This window comes from Corynebacterium sp. P4-C1 (genome assembly GCF_030503595.1).
Lineage (GTDB): Bacteria > Actinomycetota > Actinomycetes > Mycobacteriales > Mycobacteriaceae > Corynebacterium.
This window is the reverse complement of record NZ_CP129966.1, coordinates 1,103,319-1,116,270: the sequence shown is the minus strand read 5'-3', so window position 1 is coordinate 1,116,270 and position 12,952 is coordinate 1,103,319. Positions and strand designations below refer to the sequence as shown.

12 protein-coding genes, 1 tRNA gene and 1 pseudogene are annotated in these 12,952 nt (G+C 64.6%); 8 read left to right on the top strand and 6 right to left on the bottom strand.

All coding sequences use genetic code 11. The features are described 5' to 3' along the window. Positions 1–7 precede the first annotated feature (7 nt). Entirely contained in the window at positions 8–868 is an 861-nt protein-coding gene (locus tag QYR03_RS05325) for a hypothetical protein (RefSeq protein ID WP_259849556.1), read from the bottom strand. Positions 869–910: 42 nt separating this feature from the next. On the opposite strand from QYR03_RS05325, the gene QYR03_RS05320 reads away from it, so the two are divergent. Further along, positions 911–1,450 carry a M48 family metallopeptidase gene (locus QYR03_RS05320; RefSeq protein ID WP_259849555.1) on the top strand — a complete coding sequence of 180 codons (540 nt, stop codon included), beginning with the start codon at positions 911–913 and terminating at the stop codon, positions 1,448–1,450. Here the strand turns inward: QYR03_RS05320 and QYR03_RS05315 are convergent. Continuing rightward, positions 1,447–2,964 carry a zinc-dependent metalloprotease gene (locus tag QYR03_RS05315; protein WP_259849553.1) on the bottom strand — a complete coding sequence of 506 codons (1,518 nt, stop codon included), beginning with the start codon at positions 2,962–2,964 and terminating at the stop codon, positions 1,447–1,449. The two genes, QYR03_RS05320 and QYR03_RS05315, sit on opposite strands and share 4 nt — an antisense overlap. Positions 2,965–3,146: 182 nt before the next feature. Between QYR03_RS05315 and QYR03_RS05310 the strand changes: the two genes are divergently transcribed. Further along, on the top strand, positions 3,147–4,157 hold the full coding sequence (locus QYR03_RS05310) for a PDZ domain-containing protein (RefSeq protein WP_259850041.1): 1,011 nt from the start codon (positions 3,147–3,149) through the stop codon (positions 4,155–4,157). 35 nt (positions 4,158–4,192) lie between these two features. Here the strand turns inward: QYR03_RS05310 and QYR03_RS05305 are convergent, their stop codons facing one another. Beyond that, complete coding sequence (locus QYR03_RS05305) at positions 4,193–4,879, bottom strand: hypothetical protein (RefSeq protein WP_259849552.1); 687 nt, start codon at positions 4,877–4,879, stop codon at positions 4,193–4,195. Positions 4,880–4,936: 57 nt separating this feature from the next. Beyond that, the gene (locus tag QYR03_RS05300; protein WP_259849550.1) at positions 4,937–5,470 is read right to left on the bottom strand and encodes a PPA1309 family protein; all 534 of its coding nucleotides are present in this window, start codon (positions 5,468–5,470) and stop codon (positions 4,937–4,939) included. Positions 5,471–5,637: 167 nt separating this feature from the next. Between QYR03_RS05300 and QYR03_RS05295 the strand changes: the two genes are divergently transcribed. The 6 genes from QYR03_RS05295 to QYR03_RS05270 all read left to right on the top strand — a co-directional run bounded on the left by QYR03_RS05295 (position 5,638) and on the right by QYR03_RS05270 (position 11,140). Then, positions 5,638–8,550 (top strand): UPF0182 family protein, encoded by a 2,913-nt coding sequence (locus QYR03_RS05295; RefSeq protein ID WP_301979001.1) that lies wholly within the window; start codon positions 5,638–5,640, stop codon positions 8,548–8,550. 138 nt (positions 8,551–8,688) lie between these two features. Next, a tRNA-Met gene (locus QYR03_RS05290) sits at positions 8,689–8,762 on the top strand. Between the two features lie 253 nt (positions 8,763–9,015). Next, a complete protein-coding gene (locus tag QYR03_RS05285) occupies positions 9,016–9,135 on the top strand; it encodes a helix-turn-helix domain-containing protein (RefSeq protein WP_083583987.1) in 120 nt (39 codons plus the stop codon). A 170-nt stretch (positions 9,136–9,305) separates the two neighbouring features. Further along, on the top strand, positions 9,306–10,325 hold the full coding sequence (locus QYR03_RS05280; protein ID WP_301713263.1) for a DUF4192 domain-containing protein: 1,020 nt from the start codon (positions 9,306–9,308) through the stop codon (positions 10,323–10,325). A 160-nt stretch (positions 10,326–10,485) separates the two neighbouring features. After that, on the top strand, positions 10,486–10,629 hold the full coding sequence (locus QYR03_RS05275; RefSeq protein WP_005291046.1) for a hypothetical protein: 144 nt from the start codon (positions 10,486–10,488) through the stop codon (positions 10,627–10,629). Between the two features lie 91 nt (positions 10,630–10,720). Further along, a complete protein-coding gene (locus QYR03_RS05270; RefSeq protein ID WP_301713264.1) occupies positions 10,721–11,140 on the top strand; it encodes a single-stranded DNA-binding protein in 420 nt (139 codons plus the stop codon). A gap of 389 nt (positions 11,141–11,529) precedes the next feature. Here QYR03_RS05270 and QYR03_RS05265 read toward each other — a convergent pair. Together QYR03_RS05265 and QYR03_RS05260 are read right to left on the bottom strand one after the other, a co-directional pair. Continuing rightward, a pseudogene (locus QYR03_RS05265) lies at positions 11,530–11,634 on the bottom strand (IS6 family transposase); the annotation flags it as partial. A gap of 115 nt (positions 11,635–11,749) precedes the next feature. Beyond that, positions 11,750–12,937, bottom strand: a complete 1,188-nt coding sequence (locus QYR03_RS05260) for an MFS transporter (protein ID WP_301713266.1) — start codon at positions 12,935–12,937, stop codon at positions 11,750–11,752. Positions 12,938–12,952 lie beyond the last annotated feature (15 nt).

Genomic DNA, 12,952 nt, shown 5'->3' with positions numbered 1-12,952 from the left:
CAGCAGGTCAGATTTCCTGCGCGGCGCACACCGGGCACTGCGGGTGCGGGGCCATGTCCACGTCCACGACGGGTTGCGAACCGAGCGGGTCCACCACGGCGGCCCAGCCAATGCCCGGAGTTTCCGCGATGACCCCGGGCGGGTCGGGCATGCCGCACAGCCGTCTGACCACGACTGCGGCAGCGGCGGCACCGACTGCGGCCACGACGGGATCCATCGTTGCGGGCTGCTGCGTTAGCGCGGCGGAGGTGTGGTGGAAGTGCTCGTCCCGGTCCTGCAGATGCATGTAGGCGCACATGGCGCAGGCGTAGCGGCCGTCCCGGGCCACCGGGCCGACGATCACCCGCGAGTCGTAGGAGAGCACCGGTACAAGCCAGCCGCTGTGGCGTTTGAGCGCCCGGCCGTGCGTCAAGTATTCGTGCGCGCGGTCCACCACGACCACAGGAACGCCGTCTTGCCGCTCCATGAAGTCCGCGGTGTCCTCGTTGGTCAGCGGGATGCGCACCATAGCCCCGCAGGCGTTGAGCACCCGCGTGATCTCCCGTGCTAACAGCGACGTCCCCAGCACTGCCACCGCCGCCGGCTCGGCGGGGACGAGGATGCGGTAGGACCACAAATCGTCGATAAGCGTGCGCGCGGATGTCGTGTCCACGCGGCACTCGCCGACGAGCCTGTCTTTCAGCGTGCCGACGGTCAGCGGCCAATCTGTGCCCCCGAGTGCCCTGCTGAGTACGGGCGCGAGCGGTGTCTCCACGACTCCGCTGCGTGTCGCGTCCACACCGAATTGCACGGCATCCTCCCCGCGGGCAAGTACGCGCACCCCGTGGCCGAGCGTGACTAGTGTTGAATCGTCCAGCAAAATTTCCACCCCCGACCGCCACTATTCCAGCGGCAGAGAGCATCCGCACCCATGCAACGTCCATTTCAAACGACATCCGGCGGCGGGCAATGGCCGCCCGAAGGCGTGGAGGTGATCCGTTCGGCGCGCAGGACACGCACGGTGCAGGCACGCCACGCGGGGGACAAGATCGTGGTGCGCATTCCCGCGCGGTTTTCCGCAGCGGAGGAACGTGAGGCCGTCGGGGAGATTCTGGCGAAACTGTCCCGGCGCACGACCTCGCACGCGGTTTCGGACGAGGACCTGCTCGCGCGCGCAGAAAAGCTGAACAAGCAGGTCCTCGACGGCAAAGCTAATATCGGTTCCGTGCGGTGGGCGAGCAACCACAACACTCAGTGGGGGTCGTGCACAATTTCAACCGGCGACATCCGGATCAGCGACCGGCTTCGCGACGTGCCCGACTGGGTCGTCGACGCCGTTGTCGTGCACGAGCTGGTGCACACTTTCATTCCTGGCCACGGGCCGGAGTTCTGGGAGTGGGCCGACCGAGTGCCCCGCGCTGAACGCGCGAAAGGCTACCTGGAGGCGTACCAGCGTTTCGGGCCGGCTTAGTCGCCGTCTCCGTCGTCTCGGTCGTTCTTGTTGCCCTGCTCTCGGTCCTTGTCGGTGGGGCGGTCGTCTTCGCTCGGGCCGGTCTCGTTGGCGAGCATTTCCTCGAGCTTGGCGATCTCCTCATCGAACTGCGCATCCGGAGTGTCGTCGAGCAGCGTGTCAATGAACGCGGCCGGGTTGTCCAAGTGCTCCGCAGTAGGCAGGAAGTCCGGGTGGTCCCACACCTTGTCGCGGCGGTCGACGCCGACGGCGTTGGTGGCGCGGCGCCACAGATCCGCCGCCTCATTTGTCTTCGGGGTGCCCAGCTCAATGCCGACGATGTTGTTGAATGCGTGTTCGGCCGAACCGCCGGTGGCGCGGCGTCGCGCCCACGACTCGGTCAGCGCCGCGGTGGAGGGGATGCGCTCGCCGAGTGCATCCTCCACGACGACCTCGACCCAGCCCTCCACGAGTGCCAGCAGCGTTTCCAGACGGGACGCGGCAGCGGCGTTGCGGGAGGTCACGCGCGGGGACATGTCCATGTCCTGCATGCCGCTCATCGCCTCCTGGATCTTGGCCGGGTCGCCGGACTCCAAGTCGAGGTTGCGGATCTGCTCCTCGATGTGGGAAGTGTCCAGCTCGAGGCCCACCGAGTACTCCTCCACGGAGGAGACGATGCGCTCCACCAGCCACGGCACGTGCGTGAACAGGCGCTGGCGTGCCGCCTCACGGGCGGAGATGTACACGAGCACCTCTTGACCGGGGATGGACAGCTGGTCCGAAATCGGCTCGATATTCTTCGGCACAATTCCGATCACGCCGCTCGGTGCGACGGGCAGCCCGAAGTCGTTGCCGGTCAGAGCCTGGTTGGCCAGGTCACCGAGCGCCTGGCCTAGCTTCGCGCCGAAGTTCATGGAGTTGAAGTGGCCGAGCATCTGCGTGATCGGCCCGAAGATCTCGCGGGCCTGTTCCGGCATCGCGTCGAGCTGGGCACGGTCCATGTGTTCGGCCACAGGGCTGACCAGGCGCTTCCAAGTGGGCAAGGTGTTGGTCAGCCATTCGTCGGCGCTCCACGCCTCCGGCCGAGCGCCCGAATCGGGCAACGCGGAAGCGTCGTCCAGCCAGAGGTTGGCCAGGCGGGTCGACTCGCTGACTGCCGTGCGGTCGTTCGCGGTCACGCCCTTCGGCTCCTTGATGCCGCGGCGCGCGGTGCGCAGCGCCACGTCGTAATTCACCGGATCCTGCTTCGGCTTGCCGTCTTCCTGGCCCGGCTGACCGGGTTGGCCCTGCTGGCCCATGCCGGAGAGCATTTCGCCGAATTGACCGAGGATGTCGCCCAGGTTGCCGCTGAAGTTCGCGCCGCCGCCGTTGCCGAAGGCGAAACCGAACTGGCCGAACGGGTTGGACTGGTCGCCGCCGCGGCCGTTGCCGTCGCCGCGCCCATCATTTTCGCGGTCGCGGTCGCGATCACGGTCGCGATCGTTGTCGTCGTCTCCGTCGTGGTTGGGGAAAGAAAACCCGAATCCGTTAACCATGGTGGCAAGCCTACCGGCGGGTATCGGGGCAGGTCCACGAATTACCGGGGCAGGGAGCAACGCTGAGAGCGAACACGCGCCATGTAGGCTTTACACCCGTGGAAAAACCCGCAGCAAAGCAGACCGACGTCCAGCGCACCCGCCGCCGCGCCCTCATCTGGGGCGGCGTGCCGCTCGCGCTTATGGCACTGATGCTGATGGTGGGGGGAATCCCGGGCACACCAGTCAAGCTGACAGTACCGTTCGCCGCGGAAGGTCCGGGCCCGACCTTCAACACTTTGTCGGAGGTGGAGGGCACCCCGGTCGTGGAGATCGAGGGCGGCGAGCTCGACGAGACGTCCGGCTCGCTCGACATGACCACTGTCTCGGTGCGCACCAACATGACGATGGGGCAGGCGCTGAGCCGCTGGCTGGTCTCCGGCGACACGCTCGTGCCCATCGACCAGATCATGCCGCGTGATATGACCGACGAGCAGATGCGCGAGCACAACGAGGCATCGTTCGTCGCCTCCGAGTCCGCCGCGACGGTCGCCGCGATGAAGCATTTGGGTGAGCCGACGAAGATCATCGTCCACGACGTAGTCGAGGGCACCGCCGCCGCCGGAGAGATCGAGGCGGGGGACACCATCACCGCCGTCGACGGGGAAGAGGTCACCGAGCCGCAGCAGGTCCAGGACAAAATCCGCGCCAAGAACCCGGGCGACGAGGTCACCGTCACCTACACGCGCGGTGAGGCGGCCGGTAAAGAAGCCACGGTGGAGCTGGGGGAGAACCCCGAAGACAAGGAGCTGCCCCTGCTGGGCATCACCATGACCTCGGAGCCGGCCGGCGACATCCACGTCACCTACAACCTTAAAGACGTCGGCGGCCCAAGCGCAGGCATGATCTTCTCTCTCGCCGTGATCGACAAACTCTCGCCCGGCGAGCTCAACGGCGGCCGCAACGTCGCGGGCACCGGCACCATCGCGGAAGACGGCAGCGTCGGCCCGATCGGCGGCATCACCCACAAGCTCGAGGCCGCGCGCGACGGCGGCGCCGAGCTCTTCCTGGCCCCCGAGAAGAATTGCGCCGAGGCACGCAAGGTGGACAGTGGCGGCATGGTCGTCGCGAAGGTGGCCACGCTTGACGACGCAATCTCCGCCATGCACTCCTTCTCCACCGGCGAACCGGTACAGACCTGCGAAGCGGACTGATTCAGCGGCGCCCCGCCGGTTAAGGCTTCTTAGCTTTAGGGGCGGGGTTCTGACGTGCTGGCGCTGGAACCCGAGCTGTCCGCCCCACCCTTGCGCTCCGCGAGACCGAGTTCGTAGATCCTCTCGCGGGGGTCCTCCACCTCAGAAGACATCATCTGCTGCAGCACGGTGCCCTCGGCCACATCCACCACGGTGATCACGGCGGTGCGCCCGATCATGCTCCAGCCGACGAGCTTGTCCTCGGTTTCCTCCACGATCGTGGAGCTCTTCAGCCCCTCCAGCACATTCGCGGTGTCCTTGGCCATCGGTTCGGACTCGAAGAACTGGAATTGGCCGATGTCTTTACCGCTGCAGTCGTAGGAGTGGCGCAGGCTGGTCTCGGTGCAGGTGTCCAAGGCGTCGAAAAGCGATTCAGGCGCGAGCGACACGAACGTCTCCCGGACTTCCTCCAGCTTGTCGCCGCCGCCTCCGCCGAGCCAGCGCCCGCTTGTCGACGTCGCCGTGGTCTCAGAAGTCCCAGTCTCCCCAGTCGTCTCCGTCTGAGCCGGAGATTCCCCGCTCGCGTCCGGCTCACTTGTTTCCGCTGCCGTTTCAGTGTTCTGCGGTGCTGTCTCGGACGGTCCGGCCGGTTTCTCATCCTTCGACGAGCACGAGGACAGGCCGAGCGCGAGCGCGAGTGCGACGGGCACGCATGCGCGGCGGGTGAACGTGGGGGACAGCACGGCGGGACAGACTCCTTCAATCGACGGGCCCGGAGGCGTGTGAAGCTTCCTTTGGTTCTAGTCTATTTCTTCATTTTCCAAGCTGTAACGCAGCGCCCCAAGCACAGCCGGGGCCACCCCCGGGCCGCCGCGCAGCTGGATATCGTCCTGTGCGAACGGGCCGGCCTCCTCCAGCTCCTCCTCCGTCGGGCGCAGCTGCAGCAAGGTCTGCTCGATGCCCTCTTCGCGCAGCACACCTGAGAACAGCCGCGCCGGACGCGCCTCATCTGCGGAGGCACCGGCGGTGTCTTTGAACATGATTTCCTGGGCGAGCACCAGCCCCGCGATCTCCTCGGGCCACACGAGGCGCGTGAGGTAGTCGCCGAGCTCGTCCGAGCCGGGCTGGATGTGCTCCGGCATGTCCTCCTGGACGATCAAGGTCAGCGGCGAATCTGCCTCTTCCTCGAGCGATGCCAGCTGGTCCGCAACCAATTCTGTGGGTACCAGCGCGAACAGCGTGGGAGAGGCGTCCCAGCCTTCAGCGTGGACGAACTCCACAGCTTCCATCATGGCCTTGTTCAGAGCCTGCTGGGGGCGTTGTAACTGCGGCAAGAGGGAACCCTTCTGGTCTTTTAGGCGTTAAGCAATTTAGTGTAAGAGCTTAATAGCTCACTGCCAGAGAAAACGCTACAGACCGTATAAGGAGCAGGATTTTGGCCACGCGGCTTAACCGCCCCCGTCCGAAACCGGGGAAATCCTCGAATAAATTCGTGACCATCATGGCGGTCATCGCCCTGGTGCTCTTCCTCGTTCCGATCCTGGTCGGTTTCTACACCGACTTCCGCTGGTTCGGCGAGCTGGATTACCGAGGGGTGTTCACGAAAACCATCATCGCCCGTGTCGTCCTGTTCGTGATCTTCGGTGCAGTCGGCGCCGCGGTCACCTGGGCCGCCGCCTTTTTCGCGTGGCGCGGACGCGATAGCGACGGCGACTTCGCGTCGCTGGGCGACCCGAACTCCCCGATGACGATCAACCGGGCGGCCATCCGGTCCGGCATCCGCCCGCTGCTGGTGTGGGTGCCTGTCGCGGTCGGCCTGGTCAGCGGTCTGCTGGGGCAGAGCACCTGGCGCACCTTCCTCCTGTGGGTCAATTCCGAATCCTTCGGCACGACTGACGCCCAGTTCGGCCGCGACCTCGGTTTTTACGCTTTCGCCCTGCCAGGACTGACCACCATCGTCAGCGTCCTGTCGATGCTCCTCGTCATCGCGTTTCTCGTCGGCTTGGTCGGCCACTACCTGCTCGGCGGCATCCGCATCGCCAGCCAGGCCGCCGGCACCAAGGGGCGTATCTCCCGTCCGGCGCTGATCCAGCTCGCCGTCACCGCGGGCCTGTGGATGCTCGTCAAGGCCCTCGATTACTGGCTGCAGCGCTACAGCCTCCTGTTCGACCGCAACGACATCTTCACGGGTGCGTCTTACACCGGCATCAACGCGCAGCTGCCGGCGAAGATCATCCTCATGATCATCGCCGTCCTTGTCGCCGCCGCGTTCTTCGCTTCCGTGGTGTTCAGGGACTTGCGTGTGCCCGTCATGGCCACCGTGCTGATGGTGCTGTCCTCTCTGGTCATCGGCCAGGCGTGGCCGGCCCTGCTGCAGCAGTTCTCTGTCAACCCGAACCGCCAGGAGCGGGAGGCGGATTACATCGCCCGCAATATCGAGGCCACCCGCGAGGCATACGGGCTCACCGACGACAAAGTCACCTACGAGAACAATTGGGGCGCGGAGAAAACTGACGACAGTGAGGTTGGCAACGACTCCGCCACCATTTCGAATATCCGCCTGCTGGACCCAGATATCCTCGGCCCGACCTTCACCCAGAACCAGCAGCTGAAGAATTTCTACGGCTTCCCGGACAGTCTGGCCATGGACCGCTACACGGTTGACGGCGAGCTGCGCGACTATGTCGTGGCTGCCCGCGAGCTGAACCCGAACGCCCTGCAGGAGAACCAGAAGGACTGGCTCAACCGTCACACCGTGTACACCCACGGCAACGGCTTCGTCGCGGCGCAGGCGAGCATCGTCGACGAGGCAGCCCAGGACGCAGGTTCCACCCGCGGCGGCCTCCCTGTCTTCACAGTCTCGGACCTGCAGGCGAACCAGAACGCCGCGGAGAAAAAGGACGCGGAAGACCTGGGTATCCGCGTCGACCAGCCGCGCGTCTACTACGGTCCGGTCATCGCTTCGGCGGGCGACGGCCTCGACTACGCCGTTGTCGGCGATGTGGGCCAGGGCCCGCTCGAGTACGACACCGACGGCACCCAGTTCACCTACGACGGTGAAGGCGGAGTGGGGATCGGCAACTGGATCGACCGCATCGCGTACGCAATCAAGTACCAGGAGCTCAACCTCATCCTGTCCGACCGCGTCGGCGGCGATTCCCGCATCCTGTACGACCGCGACCCGCGCCAGCGTGTGGAGAAGGTCGCTCCGTGGCTGACCACCGACCAGCAGACCTACCCGGCAGTCGTGGACGGCCGCATCAAGTGGGTCGTCGACGGCTACACCACCTTGTCGGCGCTGCCGTATTCCACGCGCACCTCCCTGCAGTCCACTACCGTGGACGCACTCAATCCGGAGGGCACCGACCAACGCCTGGTGAACAATGAGGTCGGCTACATCCGCAACTCCGTCAAGGCCACCGTCGACGCCTACGACGGCAGCGTGGACCTCTACGCCTTCGACGAGGAGGACCCGGTTCTCAAGGCATGGATGGGCGCCTTCCCGGGCACCGTCCACCCGTCCTCGGAAATCTCCGACGACTTGCGCGAGCACCTGCGCTACCCAGAAGATCTGTTCAAGGTGCAGCGTGAATTGCTGGCCCGCTATCACGTGTCTGATCCGGGTGTGTTCTTCAACAACGACGCTTTCTGGTCCGTCCCGAACGACCCCACGGCGCCGGAGGGCCGCAACGAGCTGAACCAGCCGCCGTACTACGTGGTTGCAGCTGACCCGAAGACGAAGAACCCGTCCTTCCAGCTGATCACCCCGTACCGCGGCCTGGACCGCGAGTTCCTCTCCGCCCACATGGCTGTCTCGTCGGACGCGGACAACTACGGCCACATCACCGTCCGCGTCCTGCCGACGAACACGCAGACCCGCGGCCCGAAGCAGGCCCAGGATGCCCTGATGTCCTCCGACCAGGTCGCCCGTGACCGCACCCTGTGGGAGGGCTCCAACGACCTGAAAAACGGCAACCTGCTCACCCTGCCTGTCGGCAACGGCGAGATCCTCTACGTCGAGCCGATCTACTCGCAGCGCAAGGACCAGGCCTCCGCCTTCCCGAAGCTGCTGCGCGTGCTCGTCTTCTACAAGGACCGCGTCGGCTACGCCCCGACCGTCTCCCAGGCTCTGAGCCAGGTGGGCATTGATGCCAAGGAAGCCCAGGACATCAGCATCGCCGGCGAAGGCGTGCCCGACCCTGCGGCCGAGCCTAAGGACGGGGAGCAGTCGGCTGAGGAGAACAAGGCCGAGGGCTCCACGGGCGCTCCCGCCGGCGACAAGGACGGCGCCCTCAAGGAGATCGACGACGCACTCCGCGGCATCGAAGGCGCCCGTGACGGCTCCTTCGAGGAATACGGCCGCGCCCTGGACAAGCTCGACCGCGCCGTGGAGAACTACCAGAAGCTCCAGTAGCGCGGTAGAAACACGGTGAACACCGGGTGAACAATCCTCTGGCCCGCAACCGCGGGACCAGGGGATTTGGTCTTTCATGTCCCCGTGCGTATAGTTAACGCCGTTGCCGATCACGGCAGCAGGCGAGAAGTCGCCCGACGCGGGGTGGAGCAGCTCGGTAGCTCGCTGGGCTCATAACCCAGAGGTCGTTGGTTCGAATCCAGCCCCCGCTACTAAGATAAGGCCCCTACCAGTGCAAATGCTGGTAGGGGCCTTCTTCATTTTGTGAGCGGATCACCATTTGGTGCACTAGCTGGTGCACTAGGGTCAAAATCCTGCACCAAACGGAACTGCGACGCTCCAACGAAGCGGCGCAGGTTTTCGGGGCATTGCTTAGTGATTGCGAGGTCGGCGGCAACGAAGGAACGCCACGGGAGCCGGCAGTTCGGGGGGTCTGCCTATCTCGGGGGGTGAGACTGCTCAACCGTGGCGTTCGGGAGAAAGCTTATTGAGGGCGGCAAGTCCGTCAGCGCAGTAGCCAGGACACTCAACGTCTCGCGGCCGACGATCTATCGCGCTCTCAAGCGCATCGAAGCCGACGCTTAGGCACAGGCTGCGTCGCTAGCGCTCGCACCCGGCGAGAAGGCATCAGGCTGCGCTAGCGACGCCCAGCGCACAAAGGCACTGCACTGCTGGGATACGCCTGCGACCGGCAGAGCCGGACCGAATACGGGATTGACCGTGTACACCCCGTATTCGTGCAAAGGAGCACTGCCATGTCCACTCATTCCCACACGCTTGCATCTCACGGCGAGATCCTCGCGAACCTCCCCGGCATCCTCGGGTTTTACCCGAACAACTCGCTGATCCTCGCGTTCTTCGTCGACGACGAGGGCGTCGACACCGTCCGCCTCGGCCCGGTCGCACGGTTCGACCTGGACGAGGCCGTGGAGAAGCTCACCGACAGCCGCGAGCGGTTCGCAGCGTGGGTCAACCACCTGGAACTCGACGCTGTTATCGCGTACATGATCAGCGATGACATTGCACAGCCGGTCTTCGACGAGACGGCCACGTACCTCACCAGCGGGGCAGTGCACCTACCGCCGCTGCTCGGGGTGGTGCAGTTGCCCGAGATCGTCACCGGGGCTGCGTGGTGGTCTGTGTACCAGCATCCGTTCATTGACGAGCCGCGCCACGGTGTTGTCGGCGAGGTCGCCGCATCGGCGGCGCTTAAGCAGATGCTAGAGCACACCGGCGAGCTGCCGGAGCCGAGCAAAGACGACATCGAGGCACGGTTGAACAGCACCGATCACGGCATCGACGCTGCCGAGCACGCCGACATCATCGAAGACGCGCTGGCGTATGTCCCGCCCATGTTCTCCGACATGCTGCAGCGTGAGTATGAGCAGGCGGCGGGGATGACCCAGCCGAGCATTCGTGCTGTTCGGTCTGCGTTGAAATGCTTCACCACGCCGCGCTTGCGAGACACGCTGCTTGCGGCACTGCTCGATGACCCGCAGGCTGGCCTTGCGTTCATAGAGCAGGTTATGCGCGCTGTCCCGACCAGCTGGCCGGGGATGCGTGCGCAGCTCACCGCCACTGTTGCCGTGCTCGCCCACGCCACCGGCCAACCGGGGCTAGCTGGCGTGGCTGCGCAGCGAGCCACCGAGATCGGGCCGAAGGAGAACTTCGCCTCGCTGGTGGCCAAGCTGACCGACATCGGCCAAGGCGAGCGGATGGTTGAACTCGTCCGCGAGGGCGCCGAGAAGACCCGCACGATCTTGTTCACCGAGTAGCACCACACACCCCGTTGCAGCGATGCAACGGGGTTTCTTTTTCTCGCGGGGCCGTGGCTTGCGAAGACAGATACCTCAACGAGACAGGGGAGCGACCCCTAGACAGCAGAGCTGTCTCCAACAGACGGATTGACCATCAATCCGAACAAGGAGGCACCTGATGCGCGACTTCATCCACACCGACCTGGAACTGCTCTACCAGCTCGCCGACGGCATCGACGGCGAGGACGCCGATCCGGGCGCAGCGCAAGAACTGCGCGACCTAGAGGCGGCAGGCACACCGCTGCCCTGGGCAGTGCTGTAACGACAGCGCAACCACCCCGCAGCAGCAAAGCCGCTGCTTAAGTACCCAAATTGCACGGCAATTCACACCCACTCACGTAAGGAGAACCACCATGTCCAACCCCTTCAACAACGGCACCATCGTCGGCAACGCAGCTCGCGCACCGAAGCTGTTCGAGCACGCAAACGGTGGCGCGACGGTGAAGCTCAGCGTCTATGCGCGCAACACCTTCAAGAACAAGGCCACCGGCAAGGTTGAGTCCGAGATCGTGGAGCTGACCGGCTACGTCCAGGACGCGAAGAACCCCGGCGTGTTCGGCTGCATCGGCTCCGGCGATCGCGTCGCGGTGAGCTACTCGCTGAAAACCGACGTCTACACCGACAAGGACGGTGTGAAGCACTACCCGCTGGTCGCACGCATCGACACGGTGCAGTTGATTGATTCCAAGAAGGAGTCCGCGGCCCGAGCAGCCCGTCGCGGAGGCGAGGCGGCGAACGCAGCGCTCGCAGACGCTGAACAAGCACCGTTCTAGTTACAACAACACCCCGCAGGTTTCCCTGCGGGGTTATTTTTCTCTTCAAAATACTAGATCCGCCGAGGTCGTGGTCGACCCATACATCGATTCGTACAGTTCCCGTGTCGCTGAGATGGGATTCATCCAACCTTGCCCCCGGAAGAGCGATTCATCCAACCTTGCCCCCGGAAGAGCCCAGTGCAGGTTGTCGACCACCTGTGGGAGCTCCTGGGCCTACAAGACCAGGTACCCGTTACGACTCCCAGAAATACAAGATCTGACCCCTGCGAATGTCGCCCCGGACCTTGAGACCGTCGGTCCCCATTTCAGGTGCTGTTGCAAAGTTGGGGGGAGAGCAGCGAAGACTCAGTTTCTCATTCCCTGATGGCCGCTGCGTGTGGGCGTTCTCAGGCCGTCTCGAAGACCCGGTTGACGATCACCGCGTCCGGGTTCGGTTGCCCGTAGACAAACATCGTGCCTTGCCCTTTCCGCAATGAGTGCATCGCCTCCACAGCGCTACATGGAGACGAGAACGCCGTTGGGATGCGAAAGTAGCTACGTCTGTTTGATGGTCCAGGAGATCGACGGGCCTGCCGATTGGAGATGTGATCTGATCAGATCAGCAGATCAGACACAATCTACTGTTTCAGTTGCATGGGGCGGTCGAAGAGGTTGTCTTCTGCCTCGTGCTTGTGTTGCGAGGGTGAGTGTGGCGAGAACGGCGAAGGCTGCTCCGATCCACATGGCTGCGGAGGGATCGTCACCGGCTCGGCCGATGGCGAGCGCGCCGATTGCTGATCCCAGGGCGACGCCCATGGTAATGAGGGAGGTGTGCACCGTGCTGACCATGTTCCCGGTTCCTCCGATTTCGGCGACGCGGGCGACCAGGGCGGGGTTCATCGGCACTCCGGCGACGCCTACGATGAGCACCATGGCCAGCACGAGCGGCTGTGCGTTGCTGAAGGCTCCAAGGAGCGCGAGTGAGATGAATAGCAGTGTGTGTCCGATGCGCAGGATGCCGATGGCGTGCTGGTCGGCGAACTTGCCGACGATGAGGTTGCCGATGAAGGACACGATCCCGTAGGCGAGCAGGATCAGGGTCGTCGTATTCGTCGCGAAGCCGGCGTTCTGTTCCAGCAGCGGGGTGAAGTAGGAGAAGCCGGCAAAGGCTGCGCCGATGGTCAGCAGGCTGACCAGGTATCTGGACCAGAGTTTCGGCGAGCGCAGCTTGCGCAGGTCCTGTGCGGCGGCTTCCTGGGTGGCGGCTTCAGGGGCGGGCAGGGTGAGCAGGCTGATGAGGAACACGGCGAAGGCCGCGATGCCTAGGATGTAGAAGCTGGACTGCCAGCCCCAGCGGGCCGCGAGGAAGTGCGACAGCGGCAGGCCGATGACGGTTCCGATCATGATGCCGCCGAGCACGATGGACACTGCTTCGCCGATCTTCTCCGGACTCGGGGCCAGTCGGGCGCTGTAGGACACGGCGATGCCATAGGCGGCGCCGGAGAGGCATCCGGTCAGGACGCGAAGCAGTGCCAGCCACCAGAACTCGTGGATCAGCGGGACCAGGACCTCCAGCGCGGCATAGGTTCCGATGACGATCAACAGCGAGGCTTTGGGTGGGCGATGCCGCAGGAGGTACACCAGCAGCGGGCCTCCGAGCGCCATGCCGAGCGCGTACAAAGTGACCACCGTCCCGACCTGGCCGGTCGAGACGCCCAGGTCTGCGGCGATCTGCGGCATCATCCCCGCGGTCTGGAACTCGCTCATGACCACCACCATGATCGTGAGCATCAGTACGTACAGGTATTTCTTCATTGCCCGGTCTCCAAT